Below are 21,138 nucleotides of genomic sequence, written 5' to 3'. Positions count from 1 at the left end.
CGCTCGTAGACTGGGACCGTGCCGGAGAACATCTCGCTGGAAGACGCCCGCGTCGAAGCAGACGACCTGACCACGCGAATCCTCGAGGCGAAGGACGCGTACTACGGTCGCGACACCTCGCTGGTCGACGACGCCACCTACGACGGCTGGATGCATCGACTCGAAGAGCTCGAGCGACTGCATCCCGAGCTGCAGGGGCAGGACTCGCCGACGCAGACGGTCGGTGCGGCCGAGGTCACCGGCCTCGCGACGATCGAGCATGCGGAGCGCATGCTGAGCCTCGACAACGTCTTCTCGATCGACGAGCTGCGCGAGTGGGCCGCGAAGACGCAGTCCTCGTCCGGCCGCGAGGTCGCCTGGCTCACCGAACTGAAGATCGACGGCCTTGCGATCAACCTGCGGTACGAGAACGGCATCCTCACGTCGGCCGCGACGCGCGGTGATGGCAGGGTCGGTGAGATCGTCACGGAGAACGCGCTCCGCCTCGCCGACATCCCCGAGAAGCTGACCGGTGAGGGGCATCCGCCCATCGTGGAGGTGCGCGGCGAGGTGTTCATCCCGGTCGCGGCCTTCGAACGGCTCAACGCGGCGCAGGCGTCGTTCCGCGACCGCGCGTACGCCGACACGCTGTCGCGGTGGGATGCACGAGGCGGCACCAAGAAGCCGTTCGAGGAGGAGAAGGCGCGTGCGGCCGCCGCGCGGCGCTTCCCCGCCTTCGCCAACCCCCGCAACGCCGCGAGCGGTGGCCTGCGGCAGCAGATCGACAAGAAGAGCGGGCTGGAACTCGAAGCAGGACTGTTGCGCGTGAACTCGCTGTCGCTGTACGTGCACGGCATCGGCGCATGGCCGAATCCGCCCGTCGATTCACAGAGCGAGATCTACGATCTGCTGGCCTCTTGGGGATTGCCGATGAGCCCGCACTCGCAGGTTTGCCACGGCATCGACGAGGTCGTCGCCTTCGTCGAGCACTTCGGCGAGCACCGGCACGACATCGAGCACGAGCTCGACGGCATCGTGGTCAAGGTCGACGAGCTGGCGCTGCACGACGAGCTGGGCATGACAAGTCGTGCTCCGCGCTGGGCGATCGCCTACAAGTACCCGCCCGAGGAGGTGCAGACGAAGCTGCTCGACATCGTCGTCTCGGTCGGACGCACCGGACGCGCGACGCCGTTCGCCGTGATGGCACCCGCGCATGTCGCGGGATCCGTCGTGCGCCAGGCGACGCTGCACAACAAGGACGTCGTGAAGGCCAAGGGCGTTCTGATCGGCGACACGGTCGTGCTGCGCAAGGCCGGCGACGTCATCCCCGAGGTGCTGGGGCCGGTCGTCGAGAAGCGCGACGGCACCGAACGCGAGTTCGTCATGCCGGACGGATGCCCCGAATGCGGAACACCGCTGCGCCCGATGAAAGAAGGCGACATCGACCTGCGCTGCCCGAACGCGCGCTCGTGCCCTGCGCAGGTGCGCGGACGCGTCGAGCACATCGGCTCGCGCGGCGCGCTCGACATCGAGGTGCTCGGCGAGGTTACTGCGGCAGCTCTCACGCAGGCCGAGGCGCCGGCTGTCGCCCCACTGGATACCGAGGCCGGTCTCTTCTCGCTCACGTTGGAGGACCTCGTACCCATCTCCGTCGTCGTGCGCGATGCCGAGACGGGGCTGCCGAAGGAGGACGAGGACGGTCTCGTCAAGACCCGATCGCCGTTCCGCCGCAATCCGACAGCGGCCGAGAAGAAGACCGGAGTGGAAGGTCCGCAGCCGTCGTCTCAGGCGGTCAAGCTGCTGGCCGAGCTGGAGAAGGCCAAGACGAAGGATCTCTGGCGGCTGCTGGTCTCATTGAACATCCGCCATGTCGGTCCTGTCGCGGCCCGCGCGCTGGCGCAGTGGTTCGGGTCGCTCGATGCGATCCGCGCGGCATCTCGTGAGGAGCTCGCCGCCGTCGAAGGCGTCGGAGGGATCATCGCCGACTCGCTGCTGGCCTGGTTCGAGGTCGACTGGCACGTCGACATCGTCGATCGATGGTCAGCCGCAGGAGTGCGGTGGACGACTCCGGGTCACCCCGGCCCTGGGGCGGCGACGGTCGAGGGCGGAGTGCTCGAGGGGCTCACGGTCGTCGCGACCGGTTCGCTCGACGGGTACACCCGCGACGGCGCGCAGGAGGCGATCATCAACGCCGGCGGCAAGGCCGCCTCGAGCGTCTCGAAGAAGACCGACTTCGTCGCGGCCGGTCCCGGTGCCGGCTCCAAGCTCGGAAAGGCGGAGGAACTCGGCATCCGCATCCTGGACGCCGCCCAGTTCCACATCCTCGTCACCGAGGGGCCGGACGCGCTGGACAGCTGATCAGGCGGTCGGGCGGATCTCGAATCCTCCCGCCGTGCGTGCCGGCACCTCGGTCACCGTCACCTCGTCGACCTGCGCACCGGACGGGCCCTGAGTCATCGCATCGAGGACGGACCGCACCTCAGCATCCGCCCCGTGCAGCTCGGCTTCCACCGTTCCATCGCGGGTGTTGCGAACCCAGCCGGTCACCGAGTGAGCGGTCGCCGCGTCCTGTGTGAACCACCGGAACCCGACGCCCTGCACTCGTCCGCGCACGACTGCTCGCACCGACCTCATCGTTCAAGGATGCCAGCGGAAGGAACGAGGAGAGCCCTTCACCGGAGGAAGTTTCCCAAGTAGGTCATGGCGAGGAAGACTAGGAACGCCAGCCCGATCAGCGCCAGCAGCAGTTGCGGGACACCGATCCTCAGCGCGCCGCGGTCCCGGTGTCTGCCGAGGATCACCATCACGACACCGATGAGCGGTACGGCGAGGATCGTCACGGCCTGGGCTGTGACGATGAGCTGGATGGGGACGCCACCGAAGACTGCGGCGACGACGCCGCCGAGGATGATCACGAGAGAGATGCAGAGCTTCACCGGAAGCGACGAGATCCCGCCGCCGTCCGCCTTGAAGACGCCCGCGAGCATCGTCCCGCCGATCGTCGAGTTTCCGATCATCGATGAGAACGCCGCGCACCACAGTCCGATCGCGAACAGAATGACGGCCCACGGACCGATCGGCTCAAGGATCTGCGCGAGCGCCGCGGGCGAGCTCACCTCGATGCCGGCGGGGTTCAGAGTGGCCGCTGCCGCGATCATGATGACGGCGGAGAGGACACCGAGAATCAGCGTCCCGATGACGGCGTCCCTGCGAGCACTCTTGAAGTCGGTGGCAGTCCACCCCTTCTCTCGAACCAGTTGGATCTGGTACAGCGCGCCGACGACGGAGAACGTCGTCGCCGCGAGACCGACGACGAGCGGTGCGGATCCGTCAGGTATGCGTGGAACGAGGCCCGCGATCACCGCACTCATGTCCGGCTTGCTGACGACGGCCGTCGTGATCATCGCCACGAGCATGACGAGGATGATGGCGATCATGACCTTCTCCAGCACGGAGTAGAACTTCGGAATCCACACGAAGACGAGACCCACAACGGTGAACACGACCGCGAAGACGCGAGGGTCCCCACCGAACAGAAGCTGGCCGGCGGCGCCGGTTCCGGCTGAGTTCCCAGCCTGGAACGAGGTGACGACGAGGAATGAACCGATCCCCACCAGGATTGCCACGACACCGGTGAGTCGCTTCGTGATCGTCCCGAGGATGCTCTTGTCCGTCGTCAGACCGATTCGGACCCCGATGTTCACGAAGCACAGCATGAGGATGGTGGCGATCACGGGAACCCAGAGCAGTTCGTATGCGAACGAGGCACCCATCGAACTCGCCGTCGCGATGGAGCCCGGACCGAACACGAGTGCGGCGGTGATGAAGGCCGGTCCGATCGATGAGAACACTCCCTTCTTCTTCGCGGAAGCCGTCGTGACCGGGGGAGACGAAGCCGAATTAGACATGACGCGAACTCTTTCCTGTGCGGGGGGAACCGCGCAGCGCATGTGCTGTGCGGATGGTGTTGCCGATCACGGTCTGCGCTGAACTCCACGGCGCCGTCGAGAGGCCACGAGAGGTGCGGGATATCAGGGTGCGCGCGAGTTCGGCGTAGCCCAGTGAATGGCCGGGATTCGGATGCTCGAGGTCGGCCCGGAGCACTCCATTTGAAGTGAAGACGTCGATCGAGAAGATCTCAGGGCCGGGAGATCCACCGATGACGATGCTGTAGGGGATGGACGTTCCGTCCGGCAGCGCAAAGGTGCCGCTCATCGCCGCGCCGTCCTCCGAGGCGGAACGCGAGCTCGGTGAGCGATGGACCCATCCGGACACGTCATTATCAGCGATCGCCCCGGGGAACACGCGGCCGATCATCTCCCACGCGTGGGTGCCGACAGTCACAAGCGTGCCGCCGCCTCTTGCCGGGTCGTCCTGCCACCGGCGATCAGGCGCCAGGAACATCCCGAGGTCATGCTGCGCCAGCACCCGCACCATCTGCACGTCGGCACTGCGGACTCGTTCTGCGATATTCACGATGGCGGGGGCGAACCGCAACACGGACGATGTGCCGACACGGTCCGGTGCTGCGCTGATCGCCTCCTGCCATTCCGAGAGCTGCGCTTCAGAGGCAGCGACGACCTTGTTGAAGAAGAGCTGCGCCTCAGTGTCGCGAAGCAGCGGTTCGACGGTCGGAGCTATCTCGTGCGGGCGAGGCGTGGCGATGACGAGGTCCGGTCCTGCCGCCGCGACGTCATCCAACGAAGAGACCTCGCGGATGGCGAACCGCCGGGCGAACTCGGAGAGCGTCCCCGCGTCGGAATCATAGGCCGCGACCAACGTGATGTCTTCGCCCTGCTCCCGGAGCGCCAGCAGGTTCGTCGCATCCGTGAACGGATGTGAGTGGGCGAGTCCTGCGAACGCGATGCGAAGAGTGGTCACGTCGGTCTCTCCTCGAGCCAACGGTGGAGATTCTCCGCGACGAAGTCGTCGTCGTTCAGATCAGGATATGCGCGACGCACTCGTCCGATCTCCTCGGCTTGACCGGGCGAGAGACCCTCCTCCGGATTCAGGCACCAGATGCCTTCGAGAAGACCCTGTTGACGGAGGAGTTCATGGACGCCGGCGATCACGCCGTGGAAGTCGTGGCCGGGGTCGAAGACCGCCTGGTTGAGGTCGGTGACATCCGAGCTCTGCCCGGCGAGCTGCTGCAGCGCCTGCAGATCGCCGGAAGCGGCGCGATGGGCGCGCTCGAGAAGACGCACCGCTGCTCGCGTGCCGACAGCCCACTGTCCCAGCAGTCCGCCCACGAATCTGAGCGTGCGCGGGCCGTCCGGTGAATCGACATGGAACTCCGAGAGCAGGTCGGCCACGATGGCATCGTCATTGCCGGTGTACAGTGCGATCTCGTCGGAGCGACCGGACTCCGCGATTCCGCGCACGAGCTCCAGCGTGCGGTACCGGTCGAACGGCGCCGCCTTCACCGCGACGACGGAAGGGATAGAGGCGAACTCCCGCCAGAACTCACGGGTGAGCGTGGGTCCGCCTATCGCTGTCTGCAGGTAGAACCCGACGAGGGGGAGCACTTCGCCGACGGCGCGGGCGCGCTCGAGAAGAGTCCGCTCGGTCGCCCCCGCGACCCGGGGGCTCACGAGTACGGCATCGTATCCGAGGCCACGTGCGAGTTCCGCTTCTGCGACCGCCTGTTCGGTCTCGCCTGCGACGCCGGCGATCAGCACGAGACTCTCCTCGCGCTGGGCGCGGACTTCCTCCGCGGCCAGAGACAGCACGGGCTCCAGGAGCGCGTGCTCGGGATCGCGGATCTCGAACTGTGTCGTGTGCACTCCGACGGCGAGACCGCCGGCACCGGCATCGAGGTAGTAGCGGGTGAGAGCCCGCTGACGGCGCTCGTCGAGCGTGCGCGCCGCGGTCAGGGCGAGCGGCTGCGCAGGAATGACGCACCCGCGGGAGAGCATGGTCGCAGCGGCAGGCCGAAGCCGTGGAGTGCTCGCCATCAGAATCGGCCGTCCCGTACGGCCCACTTGGTGGGCTTCGCCGTCATCGGGAGTCCGTCGCGTATCCATTTCGCCTGCCACTCGATCAAGGCGTCGGCGGAAACCTCGGGGTATCCGAAAAGAGCCATGCATCTGCGTGAATCACTGAGCAGAGCAGTCTGCTGAGGTTCGCCCGTGATCTCGACGTCACGACCAAGCAGGTCGCCGAAGCGTCGGGCCAGGTTCTCGACGTTGAGCATCTCGGGTCCGGTGAGATTGATCGTGAACACGTCAGGCGTCGCTCGGGTCAGACTGCGGAGGACGACCTCGTTCGCATATCCCTGCCAGACCACGTTCACGTTCGTCGTGGCGACAGACACCGGCTCGCCGGCGAAGACGGCGCTGCCGATGTCGGCGAGGACGCCGTAGCGGAGGTCGATGGCGTAGTTCAGCCGTACGAGCGAGACCCGCGTTCCTTGCCTCTGGGCAGCGAACTCGAGAACACGCTCACGGCCGAGGCAGGACTGCGCATACTCTCCGATGGGCGATGGATCGACCTCTTCTGCGCAGCCACCGGAGGAGGGCGATACGAAGGGATAGACATTGCCGGTGGAGAGCGCCGAGATGGCGCTGTCCGGATAGCGGCGGGCGATGCGGTCGGGGAGCGCAGCATTGACCGCCCAGGTCCACGCTGGACTGGACGCGGCACCGAACTTCGCACCGACCATGAACACGACGTTCTCCGCGTCGGGGAGTGCGGTCAGGTCGTCCTCCGCGATGAGATCGAACGGAATCACCTCCACGCGGGCTCCGGCCAGACGCTCTCTAAGGCGGGCATCGCCGAACCGGGAGACGGCGTAGACGGTGTCGCTCTCGCGCCCCGCCGCGTCGAGTGCGTTGCGGGCGAGGAGGGCGAGCGTCGGACCCATCTTGCCGCCGGCGCCGAGGATCGCGAGATCACCGCTGCCTTGGGCGAGGTCGGCGATGAGCGCGGGACTGGGCGTCACCAGTCGTGTCTCGAGTTCAGCTTCGGAAGCGGGTCCACGTGTCATCGGTGCTCCTCCAGGTGCGGTTTCCGAAATTAAACACCACAGTGTGATAATTCGCAATCATCGACGCGATCGGGTTCTGTTAGATGCGTTCAGACGTTGGCATCTTTCTGCCACTAGAGTGCTTTTATCGGAGGAGGCCGACATGCAGAAGCAACCGTCGTCGATCGCGGCGCGCATCGTCACGCAGCTCCGCGACGCGGGACCGGCGACAGTCAACGGTCTCGCCAGGTCGTTGCAGGTCTCGCGTACCTCGGTTGAGAATGCGATAGGTCCGTTGACGGATGACGGCGTGCTCAGCCGTACCACCACGAGCGGCGCAGGCGTGGGCAGGCCATCGAGGTCGTATGCGTTCGACGCCGGCCGAGGCTGCGTAGCCGGTGTCGATGTCGGCAACGCCAGCATCCGCGTCGTCATCTCCGACCTGAGCGGAGAGGTTCTGGCGCATCAGATCGGTGCGGGCGTGAGTGATCATCCCGATGGTGCATCAAAGCTCGCCGCCGTGGTCGGTGAGGTGCGGAGCACTCTCCGGACCGCGGGAATTCCGATGGCGCAGTTGCGGGCGATCGGGTTGTCCTTGCCGGGTATCGTCAGTGAGTCTGGCGTCGTGCTCAACTCCGTCGTCATACCCGAGTGGTCGGGCGTGGATATCGGCAACCATCTCGCAGGGTCGCTCGGTGTGACAGTCGCCGTCGACAACGGTGTGCGCCTTGCCGCCGTCGCGGAGCATCATCTCGGGGCGGCGCAACTCGTTTCAGACGTGCTCTATCTGTCGGTCGGCAATCGCGTCGCGATGGCCCTGATCCTCGGGGGACAAGCGCGCCGAGGCGTGCACGAGGTCGCAGGCGACATCGGACGTCTCATCATGCCGGAGCTCCAGGCGGGGGCCGGGGAGATCTCCTGGAGGAACGGTCGCACCGCCGCAGAGGTGTTCGCGCGCGCCCGTGATGGTGATGGCGAAGCCCGGGAGGAGATCGGGGGTTTCGTCGAACGACTGGCAAGAGCGCTGGCAATCCTCGTGATGGCGGTCGATCCTGCCAAGGTGGTAGTCGGCGGTGGTCTTTCACAGGCTCACGACGAGTTCCTGGCACCTCTGCGCGAAGCGGTCGCGCGACACCTGCGGCTCTCCGTCGAGATCCCCGTCGTCAAGGCGCGGCTCGGCGACGAAGCGGCCGCTCATGGAGCACTCGTCCTCGCATTCCGGAAGAACTCTTACGACATCTACGGGCTGGAGGAGATGGGTATTCCGCCGATCCTGCCGTGGCGCCACCACGACGTCACTGCGTGACGTGCCCGACAACGGGCGGCAGGATCGACCAGCTCAGTCCTTGTGGCGCGGCTTGCGGTAAGGCTTGTCGTCGCGGGCGGGGCGGTCGCCGTAGGACGGTCGCTCGCGGCGCTCGTAGCCGCCGCGCGATGCGCCGTCGCTGCTGCTGCGGCGCCCCGGGGCCCCGCGGTCGGCCTTGATCTCGATCAGGCGGCCGGAGATGCGGGTGTCCTTGAGCTTGTCGAGCACCGAAGGGCTGAGGTTCGCGGGCAGCTCGACGATCGAGAAGTCCGGGTTTATCTTGATCCCTCCGAAGTCGTCGCGCCCGAGGCCGCCCTCGTTGGCCAGCGCGCCGACGATCTGCCGGGGCTCGACCCGGTGACGGCGGCCGACCTCGATGCGGTACGGCGCGTAGTCGCTGCGGCTGCGGCGCTCGGTGCGTGGCCCGGTGCCGCGCTCGGGACGATCACCCGAATCACGGCGGGGACGGTTGTCGCGCTCGACCGCTGCGGTCAGTGGGTCGTTGGCGGGGTCGAGCAGCAGCGGCGTCTTGCCCTGCGCGACGACGGCGAGCGCGGCGGCGACGTCACCCTCTGGCACATCGTGATTGCGCACGTAGTGGGCGACGATGTCGCGGAACGCTTCGATGCGGCTCGTCTCGGCGAGCGCGGCAGTGATGCCGTCGTCGAAGCGAGCGAGGCGCGTGGTGTTCACGTCTTCGGTGCTCGGCAACGTCATCTGCGTCGGAGCCTGACGGGTCGCCTTCTCGATGCTCTTGAGCAGGTAGCGCTCGCGCGGCGTGATGAAGCTGATCGCGTCACCGGTGCGTCCTGCGCGACCGGTACGGCCGATGCGGTGCGTGTACGACTCGGTGTCGGTGGGGATGTCGTAGTTGATGACGTGGCTGATGCGCTCGACGTCGAGACCGCGGGCGGCGACGTCGGTGGCGACGAGGATGTCGAGCTTGCCGTCCTTGAGCTGGTTGACGCTGCGCTCGCGCTGAACCTGCGCCACATCGCCGTTGATGGCGGCGGCGGAGTATCCGCGCGCCCGCAGCTTCTCGGCGAGGGTCTCGGTCTCGTTCTTCGTGCGGACGAAGACGATCATGCCGTCGAAGTTCTCGACCTCGAGGATGCGCGTGAGGGCGTCGACCTTCTGCTGGTAGGAGACGACGAGGTAGCGCTGAGTGATGTTCGTGCTCGACGCGGTCTTCGACTTGACCGTGATCTCCTCGGCGTCATGCAGGTACTTCTGCGCGAGCCGGCGAATCTGCGGCGGCATGGTCGCGGAGAACAGCGCGACCTGCTTCTCGGCCGGAGTCTGCGCGAGGATCTGCTCGACGTCCTCGGCGAAGCCCATCTTCAGCATCTCGTCCGCCTCGTCGAGTACGAGGTACTTCAAAGCGGAGAGATCGAGCGTGCCCTTGGCGAGGTGGTCCATGATGCGACCCGGTGTGCCGACGATCACATGCACGCCGCGACGGAGCGCGGAAAGCTGCACGCCGTAACCCTGACCGCCGTAGACGGGCAGCACGTGCACGCCCTTCATCTTCGCCGCGTACGATTCGAACGCCTCGCAGACCTGGAGCGCGAGCTCACGCGTCGGCGCCAGCACGAGGGCTTGCGGCGTCTTCTGGGAGACGTCGAGTCGCTCGAGAACCGGCAGCGCGAACGCCGCGGTCTTGCCGGTTCCGGTCTGGGCCATGCCCACGACGTCGCGGCCGCCGAGCAGCGTCGGGATGGTGGCCGCCTGGATGGGCGACGGAGTCTCGTACCCGAGGCCGCGGATCGCGGCGAGGACGGGTCCGGTGATGCCGAGTTCCTCGAATCCGGGGGTCGTGGGGGATTCTTCGGTGGGCTCGTTCAAATCTGCATCTTCAGGGGTCACTACCTAAACGTAGCGCGTCGAGTCGCCGCGCACCTGTGAAGACGCGGCGTCAGCTGCTGCTCGTGAGCGATTCGAGCTTCTCCCTGACCTGACGACGCAGCACCTTTCCGATCAGTGACTTCGGGAGTTCGTCGACCACGAAGATCCTCCGCGGGACCTTGTACGCGGTGAGGATGCTGCGCGCGAACTGGCGAATGGCCTCCTCGTCGAGTTCGGCGCCGGCGTCCAGGACGACCGCGGCGACCACTTCTTCACCGGAGTGGTCGCTGTGCAGGCCGACCACTGCGGCGTCCGCCACCGACGGGTGCTGCCGCAGGGCGTTCTCGACCTCAGTCGGTGCGACGTTGAAGCCACCGGTGACGATGAGCTCCTTGATGCGGTCGACGATGCGCACGAATCCCTTCTCGTCGATCGTCACGATGTCGCCGGTGCGATACCAGCCGTCGACGAACGATTCCTCGGTGGCTTCCGGCTTGCCGTAGTAGCCGCCGAACACCTGCGGTCCGCGCACCACGAGTTCGCCAGGAGCGCCGGGCTCGACGTCCTCGGTGGGATTCTCCGGGTCCACGACACGGCACTCGGTGCCGGGGAGCGGAAGCCCCACCGTGCCGGGGACGCGGTGCTCCGCCACCGGATTCGCCATCAGCACGGGCGAGCATTCGCTGAGACCGTAACCCTCGACGAGGTAGCCGCCGGTGGCCTCCTCGAACGGCACGACCAGCTCGTGCGGCAGGGCCATCGCACCGGAGATCGCGACTTCAGTGCCGGCGAGCGAGATGCCTCTGGCCTCGGCGGCCTTGAGCAGCCGATCTGCGATCGGGGGCACGAGCGGCAGGAAGGTCGCCGGGTGCTTCTTCACGACGTCGAGGACCAACTCGGGATCGAACTTCGGGAAGAGCACGAGGCGCGCGCCCATCGACATCGCGAACGTCAGGCAGAGCGTCAGGCCGTAGGCGTGGAACATGGGCAGCACGGCGTACACGACGCAGCCGTGACCGCGTCGGATCGACGGCACCCAAGCCTTCGCCTGCGCGGCGTTGGAGAGCAGGTTGCGGTGGGTCAGCGCGGCACCCTTGGGCGTGCCGGTCGTACCGGAGGTGTACTGGATGATCGCGAGATCGTCGGTCGTGGGCTTCGGATGCGACGCGGGCAGCGGCGTCGCACCGACGACCTGCTTCCACGAGATCGCACCGCGCACCTTCTCTGTGAGCGCGGCGCGGGACTCGCGTGCCTTCGCGATCGGCAGGGTCAGGGCGATCCGTGTGAGCAGCGGCATCGCCGTCGTGACGTCCACCGACACCAGCGACGTGACGGCGAGGTCTGCGGGGAACTCCTGCACGGTCTTCACGACCTTGCTCCACACGATCGCGTGCTTGGCCCCGTGATCCTCGAACTGCTTGCGCAGCTCTCGCGGCGTGTACAGCGGGTTGTGCTCGACGACCACCGCGCCGAGGCGCAGGACGGCGTAGAACGCGATGATGTGCTGCGGACAGTTCGGCAGCACGATCGCGACAGGGTCTCCCTGGCCGACGCCCAGATCGCGCAGGCCTGCGGCGGCGCGGTCGATCGCGCTCTGCAGCTCGGCGTACGTCGTCTCCTGCCCGAAGAACTGCAGCGCGACAGCATCCGGATAGTCGCGTGCGGACGCCGCGACGATGTCGACGAGTGAACCGTCGACGGGGGAGAGCTCTTCGGGCACACCCTCGGCGTAGCTGGCGACCCATGGACGAGGGGGATCGAACGTCGTCATGGCGACAGCCTATTGCGCCGCACGGCCAGGACGGCGCGCGGGGCCGTCGATGGTGCGAACTAGACTGGAGTGGTGTCTGAAATCACCCCTGATCTCGTGCGCCATCTCGGCATGCTCGCACGCATCCAGCTGAACGACGACGAGGTAACGCGGCTCACGGGCCAGCTCGACGCCATCGTCGACAACATCGCGAAGGTGTCGGAGGTGGCGACGTCGGATGTGGCGGCGACCAGCCACCCCATCCCGCTCGCGAACGTCTTCCGGCCCGACGTGGTCGGCGAGACTCTCACGCACGAGCAGGTGCTGCAGAATGCGCCTGATGCCGCGGACGGCCGTTTCCGCGTGACCGCGATCCTCGGGGAGGAGCAGTGAGCGATCTGATCCGTCTGACAGCCGCGGAGCTCGCGGACAGGCTCGCCGCAGGCGACGTCTCCAGCCGTGAGGCCACGCAGGCCCACCTCGACCGCATCGCCGCGGTCGACGGCGATGTGCACGCATTCCTGCACGTGAACCAGGGCGCTCTCGCCGCCGCCGACGCGGTCGACGACGCTCGGGCAGCGGGGGAGCAGCTGCACCCGCTCGCCGGTGTGCCGCTCGCGATCAAGGACGTCCTGGTCACCACCGATCAGCCGACCACGAGCGGGTCGAGGATCCTCGAGGGCTACATGTCGCCGTACGACGCGACGGTCGTCGCGCGTGCACGTGCGGCCGGTCTCGTACCGCTCGGCAAGACCAACATGGACGAGTTCGCGATGGGCTCGTCCACCGAGCACTCCGCGTACGGCCCGACGCGCAACCCGTGGGATCTCGATCGGATCCCCGGCGGTTCCGGCGGTGGCTCGGCCGCTGCCGTCGCCGCCTTCGAAGCACCGCTCGCGCTCGGCTCCGACACCGGCGGTTCGATCCGCCAGCCCGCGCACGTCACCGGTACCGTCGGCATCAAGCCGACCTACGGCGGCGTCAGCCGCTACGGTGCGATCGCATTGGCCTCCAGCCTCGACCAGGTCGGTCCCGTCACACGTACGGTGCTCGACTCGGGTCTGCTGCACGACGTCATCGGCGGTCATGACCCCAAGGACTCCACCTCGCTCACCGACGCCTGGCCGTCGTTCGCGGATGCAGCCCGTGAGGGCGCGCGTGGCGATGTGCTCAAGGGGCTGAAGGTCGGCATCATCAAGGAGCTGCCGGACTCGGGCTTCCAGCCCGGCGTCGCCGCATCCTTCCGCGCATCGCTCGACCTGCTCGAGGGCCACGGCGCCGAGATCGTCGAGATCTCCACGCCGCACTTCGAGTACGGCGTCGCCGCGTATTACCTGATCCTCCCCGCGGAGGCATCCAGCAACCTGGCGAAGTTCGACTCGGTGCGCTTCGGCCTGCGAGTCACCCCTGACGGCAACCCCACGGTGGAGGATGTCATGTCGGCCACACGCGAGGCCGGGTTCGGCGACGAGGTCAAGCGCCGCATCATCCTGGGGACGTACGCGCTGTCGGCGGGCTACTACGACGCGTACTACGGCAGCGCGCAGAAGGTGCGCACGCTGATCCAGAAGGACTTCGACGACGCGTTCGCACAGGTCGACGTCATCGCGACGCCGACCGCGCCGACCACGGCGTTCAAGATCGGCGAGAAGATCGACGACCCGTTGCAGATGTACCTGAACGACGTCACGACGATCCCGGCGAACCTCGCCGGCGTCCCCGGCATCTCGATCCCTTCCGGGCTCGCAGAGGAGGACGGCATGCCCGTCGGCATCCAGTTCCTCGCGCCGGCGCACGAGGACGCCCGTCTGTACCGCGTCGGTGCGGCGCTCGAGACCGCACTCGTCGACTCGTGGGGTGCTCCTCTGCTCACCCGCGCACCCCAGCTCGCAGGAGGGACCCGCTGATGGCTGCCGCAGCAAAGCTGATGGACTTCGACAAGGCCCTCGAGCTGTTCGAGCCCGTGCTCGGATTCGAGGTGCACGTCGAGCTCAACACGAACACGAAGATGTTCTCCGACGCGCCGAACCCGGCCAACGAGAAGTATCACGCGGCGGAGCCGAACACGCTGATCGCACCCGTCGACATGGGCCTTCCCGGTGCCATGCCCGTCGTGAACGAGACGGCGATCCGCTCGTCGATCAGCCTCGGCCTCGCGCTGGGCTGCTCGATCGCGGATTCGAGCCGCTTCGCCAGGAAGAACTACTTCTACCCCGATCTCGGCAAGAACTACCAGATCTCGCAGTACGACGAGCCGATCGCCTACCGCGGATCGGTCGTCGTCGAGCTCGAGGACGGCACGCTCGTGACCGTTCCGATCGAGCGCGCGCACATGGAGGAGGACGCCGGAAAGCTCACCCACATGGGTGGGGCGACCGGCCGCATCCAGGGTGCGGAGTACTCGCTGGTCGATTACAACCGCGCCGGTGTACCGCTGGTCGAGATCGTCACCGACATCATCTACGGCACCGAGCACCGTGCGCCGGAGGTCGCGAAGGCGTATGTCTCCACGATCCGCGACATCGTGCGCAGTCTCGGCATCTCGGAGGCGCGACTCGAACGCGGCAACCTGCGGTGCGATGCGAACGTGTCGCTGCGGCCGCGTGTCGCGGAGGGCGAGCAGCCGGCGCCGCTGGGCACACGTACCGAGACGAAGAACGTCAACTCGATGCGCTCGGTCGAGCGCGCTGTGCGGCACGAGATCCAGCGTCAGGCGCAGATCCTCGCCGACGGCGGCACGATCATCCAGGAGACCCGTCACTGGCACGAGGACACCGGCACGACGTCTCCGGGTCGGCCGAAGTCCGACGCAGACGACTACCGGTACTTCCCCGAGCCCGACCTGCTGCCGGTGCAGCCCACCAGCGAACTGATCGAGGAGCTGCGGTCCGAGCTGCCCGAGCAGCCCGTGGCGCGACGTCGCCGTCTCAAGACCGAGTGGAGCTTCACCGACCTGGAGTTCCAGGACGTGCGCAACGGCAACCTGATCGACGAGGTCGAGGCAACCATCGCCGCCGGTGCGACGCCGGCCGCCGCACGCAAGTGGTGGACCGGTGAGATCTCCCGCCTCGCGAACTCCCAGGACAAGGATGCCGCGGGCCTCATCTCCCCTGAGAACGTCGCCGCGTTGCAGAAGCTCATCGATGAGGGAACGCTCACCGACAAGCTCGCCCGCCAGGTGCTCGAAGGCGTCATCGCCGGTGAGGGCACCCCGCAGGAGGTCGTCGACGGGCGCGGACTCGCCGTCGTCTCGGATGACGGCGCTCTCATCGCCGCGATCGACGATGCGCTCGCAGCGCAGCCCGACGTCATGGCGAAGATCAAGGACGGCAAGGTCCAGGCCGCCGGCGCGGTCATCGGAGCCGTCATGAAGGCCATGAAGGGGCAGGCGGATGCCGCTCGCGTGCGCGAGCTCATCCTGGAGCGCGCCGCGCAGTAGTCGTCGACCCCGACACTTCCGGGCGGTCGCACCCGCGCCGCCTGTCACTTTGGGGGCCGACACGCCAGATGTCGGACTGATTCTCGTGGTCCGTCCGACATCTGGTGGGTCAGCCCCCAGACTGTGACCGATGTCGGTGGCCTCGGGGAGAATGGAAGCATGGGGCGCGGTGACGGACGAGGCAGGCTCGTCTCTCCTGACGGTGCCGACGACACGGGCACACGCATCCTCCACGTCGACATGGATGCCTTCTATGCCGCCGTCGAGGTGATGGACGACCCATCGCTGCGGGGCCTGCCGTTGATCATCGGGGCACCTGACGGGCGATCGGTCGTGTCCAGCGCGTCGTATGAGGCGCGCAGATACGGAGTTCGCGCTGCGATGCCGGTGAGTCAGGCGATGCGCCTGTGTCCGAGCGCCAGGATCGTCATGCCGCACTTCGACCGCTATCAGGCGGTGTCGCGCCAGGTGATGGAGATCTTCGAATCGATCACGCCGCTCGTCGAGCCGCTCTCCGTCGACGAGGCGTTCCTCGACGTGCAGGGCGTCCGCCGTCTCTGGGGGAGCCCGGGGCAGATCGCGCGGCTCGTCAGAGAGCGCGTGCAGGCTGAAGTCGGCATCAGTTGCAGCGTCGGCGTCGCCGCGACCAAGCACGTCGCCAAGATGGCATCGACGATCTCGAAACCGGACGGGATGCTCATCGTCACCGCTGCGGACACACTCGACTTCCTCGCACCCCGATCGGTGCGAACGATGTGGGGCGTGGGACCGAAGGCGTCGGACGCGTTGGAGGCGCGCGGCATCCGCACGATCGGCGACATCCGCGACTCACCGCAGGACATGCTCGACCGCGCCGTCGGACCGGCCCTGGGAGCGCGCATCGCCCAGCTCGCGCGTGGAGAGGACGCGAGGGCTGTCGAGACCGAGCGGGTGGAGAAGAGCGTCGGGCACGAGGAGACGTTCGACGTCGACGTGACCGACCGCGAATTCCTTCGTGCCGAGCTGCTCCGACTCGCCGATCGTGTCGCTGTGCGGCTTCGGAAAGCCTCGTGGGAGTGCGCGACCGTCGCGATCAAGATCCGCTTCGACGACTTCACCACGTTGAGCCGATCCCAGACGCTCGCCGAGCCCACATCCGTCGGGCAACGCATCGGCGAGGCGGCGCAGAAGCTGTACGAGTCGATCGACCGGCGCGATCCAGTACGACTGGTCGGCGTGCGCGCCGAGAGGCTCCGCCCTGCCGGTGGAGCGGCTTTCGCGCTGTGGGACGACGACGAGCACTGGCGCAAGGTCGAGGGCGCTCTCGACGACGCCAGGGCTCGTTTCGGCAGCGCCACGATCACACGTGCCCGGCATGTCGGTCGCGGCGATGGACGCGGAACCGTCCGGCATCCGAAGGATCACGGCTTCGATTGAGCTCCCGGTCCGGCCTTCTGTCGACTAGCGTGGACTCATGCCGAACATCGCACTGGACCTCGGAAAGCAAGTCGCATCCTTCGGCGTGAAGAGCGCCTACGGCGAGCCGCAGGATGTCGACGGAGTGAGCATCACACCGGTCGCGCTGACCTGGGCGGGCTTCGGCGGCGGCTCGGACGAAACCGGGAACGGTGGCGGGGGAGGCGGAGGCGTCTCCATTCCCGTCGGGGTATACGTCCGCCGCGAAGAGGGTCTGCGCTTCGAGCCGAACCTGGTGGCGCTGTTGGCCGTGGCGATCCCGTTCGTGTGGGTCGCAGGGCGCGCACTCTCCCGCGTGATCCGTGCCCTCAAGAAATGACGACCCGGTCGCGCAGGCTCTTCAGCGCGCGGCCGTCGGTATCATCGACGCCATCATCGCGGTCGAAGCATCCAATCCTGTCGTCCTGATCGACGGCCGCGCCGGTGCCGGGAAGACGACCCTCTCCCGCATGGTCGCAGCGAACTGGCCCGTGGCCGGACGCCCGCAGTTGATCGCGCTGGACTCGCTCTATCCAGGATGGGACGGCCTCGACGCCGGTGTGGAACGCGCACTGCACGACATCCTGCGGCCGCACGCGCGCGGGCTGCTCAGCACGTGGCGCCGGTGGGATTGGGAGCTGGAGACCGACGCTGAGGCGCATGCTGTCACGCCCGCCCTGGGGGTCATCCTCGAAGGATGCGGGGCCGTGAACCCGGCGACAGCGCGTCTCGCCGATGTCAGCGTATGGGTGGAGGCCCCGGACGGTGCACGCAAACGGCGCGCTCTCGACCGCGACGGTGACGGATTCCGTCCGCACTGGGATCGCTGGGCCGCGCAGGAGCAGAGGCATCTGGACCGCGACGATCCGCGTGGGCTCGCGACGCTGCGGGTCACGATCCCCTGATCGACTTCTCGCTGGTCGGCTCCGTCTGGGTCAGCTGACCATTCCGCCGCTGTGGACGAGTCGGACCTCGACACCGGCGGAGCCGCGGATGGCGGGGTTGGTGCCCGCGATCGCGAGCGCGTCGTCCCACGTCTCCGCCTCGATGATGTAGACGCCGGCAACCACCTGCGCTGCATCGACGAACGGGCCGTCGGTCACTCCCTCGGCGCGGATCGATCGAGCGAGGTCTCGAGGAGTGAACGCCCACGCGGCCTTCATCGCACCGGACTCGGCGAGCTCGTCGCCGTGTCCGTTCGGCTCGGCGAGGTCTTCCTCGGACGCATCGAGGGCGTGTGCGGAGTCGTCGGTGTAGATCAGGACTGCGTACTGCGGCATGGCATCTCCGATGATGATGAGCTTCTCTTACTGCGCAGAGTACTCGTCGTGCGCGTCGGCGAGAGCGATCAGACCGTCGAGGCGGAAGCCCAGCCAGTCGTACACGCCGAATCGCGGATCCTCCAGGTCGTGCTCATCGTCTTCCGCAGTGATCTCCAGGCGGGTGGCGATCACGAGACGCAGGGCAGTGAGCGTGCGCAACCAGGAATCGACATCGGGAGCCGGGATCACGACATCGCGCTGGGCGAGTGCCTCGTCCTCGGCGAGATCCTCGGCCGCGGTCGTGAGGAACGGCGTCAGCCCGTTGCGCACGACGGCAGCGTCTGCCGTTCGCCTGTCGAGAAGGTCGTCGTGGGCGGCGGCGGAGAACTCCGCCGACGCCTCGGCATCCTCAGGATAAGGATCCGGCGTGAGCCGGGTCAGTCCTGGATCGGGTTCTCCGTCGAAGCCCGTGAGCATGTCTGTGAACTCTTCGACGAGACCGGCCAGGTGGATGCCCTCCACGACGGCGAGAGGGAGGCGGATCACGGGATCGGTCATTGCGGGGCCTTCCTCACCGTCGCCCACAGGCCGTAGTCGTGCATGGCCTGCGCGTGCACCTCCATCGTCTCGCGGGGACCGGTTGCGACGATCGCGTGACCGTCGTTGTGCACGGCGAGCATGAGCGTCGTGGCGTGCTCGGCCGAGTACCCGAAGTACGTGCGGAAGACCCGCGCGACGTAGCTCATCAGATTCACGGGATCGTTCCAGACCACGACCTGCCATGGTTCGAGGGGAGCCGCCCGGAGGTCGGTGACCTCGCCGAGGTCGGGCGTTGCGATCGGAATGCTCATGCCCATCCCATCTCGTGCAGCTGCGTGTCGTCGATGCCGAAGAAATGCGCGATCTCGTGGACCAGCGTCGTGTGGATCTCTTCGCGGAGTTCCTCTTCATCTTCGCACTCCGCGAGATGCGATTCACGGAACAGGATGATGCGATCGGGCAGTTCGCCCATGCCGTACTGGCCGCGCTCGGTCAGTGCGAGACCGTCGTACATCCCCAGCAGATCGAGACTCCCGTCCTCCGGGCGGTCCTCGACGACGAAGATCAGATTCTCCAGGCCGCTCACCATCTCATCGGGCAGTCTGTCGAGCTCGTCGACGACGAGCTGCTCGAAGGTCGCGGCATCCATTTCCATCATCGACAAGCCTATGGCCCGGCAGGGGTCAGTGGACGAACAGCAGCAGTGCGGCGACGGCGAGGAAGAGCACACCGAAGACGGTGTTCAGGATCCGCTGACCGCGTGCCGTGCCCGTCACGCGCTGGAACGGCCGCGCCGCGGTCGCGAAGAATCCCCACATCACGAGCACATCCACGGTGACGACCGTCGCGATCAGGATCAGATATTGGGGGAGGGCGGGCTGATCGAGTCGGATGAACTGCGGGATGAAGGCGAGGAAGAACACGATCGCCTTCGGATTGAGCAGATTGACCCAGAATCCGCGTCTGATCATCGACCAGCGGCTCGTCGGCAGCCGAGGCGCGTCGGTCGCCTTCTCGCCGGCATCGCGGACGCGGGTCAGGATCAGCCTGAGCCCGAGGTAAGCGAGGTACGCCGCACCCGCGTATCGGATAAGGGCGAACAGCACGGGCGATCGCGAGACGATGAGGCCCACACCAGCCGCGACGATCACGACGTGCACGATCAGAGCCACCTGCAGGCCGATCACGCCCCATATCGAGCGCCGCCACCCTTCGGTGAGCGACGTCGACATCGTGTTGATGGCGCCGGCCCCCGGGGTGAAACTGATGACGGCGGACGCCGCGAGCAGGGAGAGCCAGACCGTCAGTGACACCAGGCAATCCTATGGCGGCGTTCACGCATGCATGCGCGCACCCTTGAGCAGACGGTCCACCACGTTCTTCGGTCCGCGCAGCGCGACGCCGACCAGGTCGAGCTCGTCGGCCGATACCTCCGCGACGGTCGCGCGATTGGCCTCGTCGTGGGACGTCGAGAAGAGTTCGCTGATGTACACCGCGACGGCGACATCATCCCTCGCGGTGGCCTTCGCCCTGGCTCTGGCGAGCAGCGCGGAATCCGCGGTCATGACGAGGACGGGCTGGCGGAGCATCGGCAGGTACTCGGTGCCATCGTGATCGCGGTACGGCTCGCCGACGAGTCCAGGGCCACTGGTGGCGATCCCGCTCATGAGGAAGGCTGTCGCATTGAGCTCCTGCCAGGCTTTGAGATCGTCGCGCAGCACCACGGCCACTTTCGTGTCGAATCGGTACGGTGACGATTCCGCATCGGGAGCGGTGGCGAGGGAGGTCATCCTCCGATTCTGAGCCGTCGCCCGATACAGGTCTTGTACGTTTCTTGCATGGGCGATTCGATCCGTGCGTGGCATCCGGCCGTGTCGGGACTGCGCGAGGTGCTGCACGCGTCATTCGACGACCACGCCTATCCGATGCACGCGCACGACGACTGGACTGTGCTGCTGATCGACAGCGGTGCCGTGTCGTACGACTTGGAGCGGGTCCGCCATCTCGCGCTCCCGGACGCGGTGACCGTGCTGCCGCCCGGGGTTCCGCATGACGGGCGCTCTGCAACCAGGGGACGAGGGTTCCGCAAACGCGTGCTGTACCTCGAATCCTCGTGGTTGCCGAGGACGGCGCCGTCCGTCGCGGCCGCGAACCCGACATTCGACGACGTCGAGATCGTGGCGGCCGTGCGATCGATCCATCGTGCGCTGCGCGAGCCTGCGGAGCTCCTGGATGCCGAGCACGAGACGCACGTGCTCCGCGAGCGCCTGCTGATGAGGGTCGACACACCGGTGCACCGGCCAGCAGACACCCCGCTCGCGAGGCGAGCGCGTGCGCTGCTGGATGATCGTGCGCTGGAGGGATTCAGCATCGCCGATGTCGCCGCAGAACTCGGTGCGCACCCGAGCCATCTCACGCGGTCATTCACCCGCGCGTACGGAATGCCGCCGCACCGGTACCTGATCAGCCGACGGGTCGATCATGCCCGTCGGCTTCTGGTGGATGGCTGGAAACCGGCGGATGCCGCGGCATCCGCCGGTTTCCATGATCAGGCCCATCTCACCCGGCACTTCCGCAGGATCCTGGGAACGACGCCGGCGCGCTTCGCAGCCGCCTGAG

The 21,138-nt window shown here is 67.1% G+C and carries 22 protein-coding genes; 9 read left to right on the top strand and 13 right to left on the bottom strand.

Going from position 1 to position 21,138, the window contains the following annotated elements:
* The first annotated feature begins 18 nt into the window (after positions 1 to 18).
* Positions 19 to 2,337: an NAD-dependent DNA ligase LigA gene (gene ligA, locus ACYVG2_RS14115; RefSeq protein ID WP_460781581.1), complete on the top strand. Its 2,319-nt coding sequence runs from the start codon at positions 19 to 21 to the stop codon at positions 2,335 to 2,337.
* Here ligA and ACYVG2_RS14110 read toward each other — a convergent pair whose 3' ends face one another.
* The 5 genes from ACYVG2_RS14110 to ACYVG2_RS14090 are packed head-to-tail and all read right to left on the bottom strand — an operon-like array spanning position 2,338 to position 6,964.
* Positions 2,338 to 2,613, bottom strand: coding sequence for an acylphosphatase (locus ACYVG2_RS14110; RefSeq protein WP_460781580.1), 276 nt, complete (start codon positions 2,611 to 2,613; stop codon positions 2,338 to 2,340).
* Between the two features lie 38 nt (positions 2,614 to 2,651).
* Complete coding sequence (locus tag ACYVG2_RS14105) at positions 2,652 to 3,887, bottom strand: Nramp family divalent metal transporter (protein ID WP_460781579.1); 1,236 nt, start codon at positions 3,885 to 3,887, stop codon at positions 2,652 to 2,654.
* A complete protein-coding gene (locus ACYVG2_RS14100; protein WP_460781578.1) occupies positions 3,880 to 4,860 on the bottom strand; it encodes a Gfo/Idh/MocA family oxidoreductase in 981 nt (326 codons plus the stop codon). Before ACYVG2_RS14100 ends, ACYVG2_RS14105 begins: the two co-directional genes overlap by 8 nt.
* Entirely contained in the window at positions 4,857 to 5,933 is a 1,077-nt protein-coding gene (locus ACYVG2_RS14095) for a dihydrodipicolinate synthase family protein (RefSeq protein WP_460781577.1), read from the bottom strand. Before ACYVG2_RS14095 ends, ACYVG2_RS14100 begins: the two co-directional genes overlap by 4 nt.
* Positions 5,933 to 6,964, bottom strand: a complete 1,032-nt coding sequence (locus tag ACYVG2_RS14090; RefSeq protein WP_460781576.1) for an NAD-dependent epimerase/dehydratase family protein — start codon at positions 6,962 to 6,964, stop codon at positions 5,933 to 5,935. Before ACYVG2_RS14090 ends, ACYVG2_RS14095 begins: the two co-directional genes overlap by 1 nt.
* Before the next feature lie 142 nt (positions 6,965 to 7,106).
* Between ACYVG2_RS14090 and ACYVG2_RS14085 the strand changes: the two genes are divergently transcribed.
* Positions 7,107 to 8,249 carry an ROK family protein gene (locus ACYVG2_RS14085; protein WP_460781575.1) on the top strand — a complete coding sequence of 381 codons (1,143 nt, stop codon included), beginning with the start codon at positions 7,107 to 7,109 and terminating at the stop codon, positions 8,247 to 8,249.
* A 33-nt stretch (positions 8,250 to 8,282) separates the two neighbouring features.
* Here the strand turns inward: ACYVG2_RS14085 and ACYVG2_RS14080 are convergent, their stop codons facing one another.
* Complete coding sequence (locus ACYVG2_RS14080) at positions 8,283 to 10,094, bottom strand: DEAD/DEAH box helicase (RefSeq protein ID WP_460781574.1); 1,812 nt, start codon at positions 10,092 to 10,094, stop codon at positions 8,283 to 8,285.
* A 70-nt stretch (positions 10,095 to 10,164) separates the two neighbouring features.
* Positions 10,165 to 11,865 (bottom strand): long-chain-fatty-acid--CoA ligase, encoded by a 1,701-nt coding sequence (locus ACYVG2_RS14075; RefSeq protein ID WP_460781573.1) that lies wholly within the window; start codon positions 11,863 to 11,865, stop codon positions 10,165 to 10,167.
* Between the two features lie 72 nt (positions 11,866 to 11,937).
* Here ACYVG2_RS14075 and gatC point away from each other — a divergent pair, with 72 nt between their 5' ends.
* The 6 genes from gatC to ACYVG2_RS14045 all read left to right on the top strand — a co-directional run bounded on the left by gatC (position 11,938) and on the right by ACYVG2_RS14045 (position 17,622).
* Positions 11,938 to 12,237 carry an Asp-tRNA(Asn)/Glu-tRNA(Gln) amidotransferase subunit GatC gene (gatC, locus tag ACYVG2_RS14070; RefSeq protein ID WP_448965722.1) on the top strand — a complete coding sequence of 100 codons (300 nt, stop codon included), beginning with the start codon at positions 11,938 to 11,940 and terminating at the stop codon, positions 12,235 to 12,237.
* A complete protein-coding gene (gatA, locus tag ACYVG2_RS14065) occupies positions 12,234 to 13,751 on the top strand; it encodes an Asp-tRNA(Asn)/Glu-tRNA(Gln) amidotransferase subunit GatA (RefSeq protein WP_460781572.1) in 1,518 nt (505 codons plus the stop codon). Before gatC ends, gatA begins: the two co-directional genes overlap by 4 nt.
* Positions 13,751 to 15,283 carry an Asp-tRNA(Asn)/Glu-tRNA(Gln) amidotransferase subunit GatB gene (gene gatB / locus ACYVG2_RS14060; protein ID WP_460781571.1) on the top strand — a complete coding sequence of 511 codons (1,533 nt, stop codon included), beginning with the start codon at positions 13,751 to 13,753 and terminating at the stop codon, positions 15,281 to 15,283. Before gatA ends, gatB begins: the two co-directional genes overlap by 1 nt.
* A gap of 159 nt (positions 15,284 to 15,442) precedes the next feature.
* Complete coding sequence (gene dinB, locus ACYVG2_RS14055; protein WP_460781570.1) at positions 15,443 to 16,699, top strand: DNA polymerase IV; 1,257 nt, start codon at positions 15,443 to 15,445, stop codon at positions 16,697 to 16,699.
* Positions 16,700 to 16,736: 37 nt separating this feature from the next.
* The gene (locus tag ACYVG2_RS14050; RefSeq protein ID WP_448965718.1) at positions 16,737 to 17,057 is read left to right on the top strand and encodes a hypothetical protein; all 321 of its coding nucleotides are present in this window, start codon (positions 16,737 to 16,739) and stop codon (positions 17,055 to 17,057) included.
* Positions 17,041 to 17,622 (top strand): nucleoside/nucleotide kinase family protein, encoded by a 582-nt coding sequence (locus ACYVG2_RS14045; RefSeq protein WP_460781569.1) that lies wholly within the window; start codon positions 17,041 to 17,043, stop codon positions 17,620 to 17,622. Before ACYVG2_RS14050 ends, ACYVG2_RS14045 begins: the two co-directional genes overlap by 17 nt.
* Before the next feature lie 30 nt (positions 17,623 to 17,652).
* Here the strand turns inward: ACYVG2_RS14045 and ACYVG2_RS14040 are convergent, their stop codons facing one another.
* From ACYVG2_RS14040 to ACYVG2_RS14015, 6 genes are read right to left on the bottom strand one after another with little or no spacing between them, the layout of a single operon-like run.
* Positions 17,653 to 17,997 carry a YciI family protein gene (locus tag ACYVG2_RS14040; protein WP_460781568.1) on the bottom strand — a complete coding sequence of 115 codons (345 nt, stop codon included), beginning with the start codon at positions 17,995 to 17,997 and terminating at the stop codon, positions 17,653 to 17,655.
* 27 nt (positions 17,998 to 18,024) lie between these two features.
* The gene (locus ACYVG2_RS14035; protein WP_460781567.1) at positions 18,025 to 18,537 is read right to left on the bottom strand and encodes a DUF2017 family protein; all 513 of its coding nucleotides are present in this window, start codon (positions 18,535 to 18,537) and stop codon (positions 18,025 to 18,027) included.
* Positions 18,534 to 18,830, bottom strand: coding sequence for an ATP-dependent Clp protease adapter ClpS (gene clpS, locus ACYVG2_RS14030; protein WP_448965714.1), 297 nt, complete (start codon positions 18,828 to 18,830; stop codon positions 18,534 to 18,536). Before clpS ends, ACYVG2_RS14035 begins: the two co-directional genes overlap by 4 nt.
* Positions 18,827 to 19,174 carry a metallopeptidase family protein gene (locus ACYVG2_RS14025; protein ID WP_460781944.1) on the bottom strand — a complete coding sequence of 116 codons (348 nt, stop codon included), beginning with the start codon at positions 19,172 to 19,174 and terminating at the stop codon, positions 18,827 to 18,829. Before ACYVG2_RS14025 ends, clpS begins: the two co-directional genes overlap by 4 nt.
* Before the next feature lie 28 nt (positions 19,175 to 19,202).
* Positions 19,203 to 19,832: a LysE family transporter gene (locus ACYVG2_RS14020; protein ID WP_460781566.1), complete on the bottom strand. Its 630-nt coding sequence runs from the start codon at positions 19,830 to 19,832 to the stop codon at positions 19,203 to 19,205.
* A gap of 21 nt (positions 19,833 to 19,853) precedes the next feature.
* Complete coding sequence (locus ACYVG2_RS14015) at positions 19,854 to 20,309, bottom strand: DUF2000 family protein (RefSeq protein WP_460781565.1); 456 nt, start codon at positions 20,307 to 20,309, stop codon at positions 19,854 to 19,856.
* Between the two features lie 48 nt (positions 20,310 to 20,357).
* Between ACYVG2_RS14015 and ACYVG2_RS14010 the strand changes: the two genes are divergently transcribed.
* On the top strand, positions 20,358 to 21,137 hold the full coding sequence (locus ACYVG2_RS14010; protein ID WP_460781564.1) for a helix-turn-helix transcriptional regulator: 780 nt from the start codon (positions 20,358 to 20,360) through the stop codon (positions 21,135 to 21,137).
* The last annotated feature ends 1 nt before the right edge of the window (position 21,138 follow it).

Source organism: Microbacterium shaanxiense, from assembly GCF_054779995.1.
Note: the sequence above shows the minus strand (reverse complement) of the source record. Positions and strands in the feature narration are given on the sequence as shown.

Excerpts from the sequence above, each read along its gene's own strand:
- ACYVG2_RS14025 (WP_460781944.1), bottom strand. The coding sequence starts at position 19,174 with ATGGAAATGGATGCCGCGACCTTCGAGCAGCTCGTCGTCGACGAGCTC.
- dinB (WP_460781570.1), top strand. The coding sequence starts at position 15,443 with ATGGGGCGCGGTGACGGACGAGGCAGGCTCGTCTCTCCTGACGGTGCC.
- ACYVG2_RS14015 (WP_460781565.1), bottom strand. The coding sequence starts at position 20,309 with ATGACCTCCCTCGCCACCGCTCCCGATGCGGAATCGTCACCGTACCGA.
- ACYVG2_RS14090 (WP_460781576.1), bottom strand. The coding sequence starts at position 6,964 with ATGACACGTGGACCCGCTTCCGAAGCTGAACTCGAGACACGACTGGTG.
- ACYVG2_RS14010 (WP_460781564.1), top strand. The coding sequence starts at position 20,358 with ATGGGCGATTCGATCCGTGCGTGGCATCCGGCCGTGTCGGGACTGCGC.
- ACYVG2_RS14035 (WP_460781567.1), bottom strand. The coding sequence starts at position 18,537 with ATGACCGATCCCGTGATCCGCCTCCCTCTCGCCGTCGTGGAGGGCATC.
- ACYVG2_RS14095 (WP_460781577.1), bottom strand. The coding sequence starts at position 5,933 with ATGGCGAGCACTCCACGGCTTCGGCCTGCCGCTGCGACCATGCTCTCC.
- ACYVG2_RS14110 (WP_460781580.1), bottom strand. The coding sequence starts at position 2,613 with ATGAGGTCGGTGCGAGCAGTCGTGCGCGGACGAGTGCAGGGCGTCGGG.
- clpS (WP_448965714.1), bottom strand. The coding sequence starts at position 18,830 with ATGAGCATTCCGATCGCAACGCCCGACCTCGGCGAGGTCACCGACCTC.
- ACYVG2_RS14050 (WP_448965718.1), top strand. The coding sequence starts at position 16,737 with ATGCCGAACATCGCACTGGACCTCGGAAAGCAAGTCGCATCCTTCGGC.
- ACYVG2_RS14085 (WP_460781575.1), top strand. The coding sequence starts at position 7,107 with ATGCAGAAGCAACCGTCGTCGATCGCGGCGCGCATCGTCACGCAGCTC.
- ACYVG2_RS14040 (WP_460781568.1), bottom strand. The coding sequence starts at position 17,997 with ATGCCGCAGTACGCAGTCCTGATCTACACCGACGACTCCGCACACGCC.
- gatB (WP_460781571.1), top strand. The coding sequence starts at position 13,751 with ATGGCTGCCGCAGCAAAGCTGATGGACTTCGACAAGGCCCTCGAGCTG.
- ACYVG2_RS14105 (WP_460781579.1), bottom strand. The coding sequence starts at position 3,887 with ATGTCTAATTCGGCTTCGTCTCCCCCGGTCACGACGGCTTCCGCGAAG.
- ACYVG2_RS14075 (WP_460781573.1), bottom strand. The coding sequence starts at position 11,865 with ATGACGACGTTCGATCCCCCTCGTCCATGGGTCGCCAGCTACGCCGAG.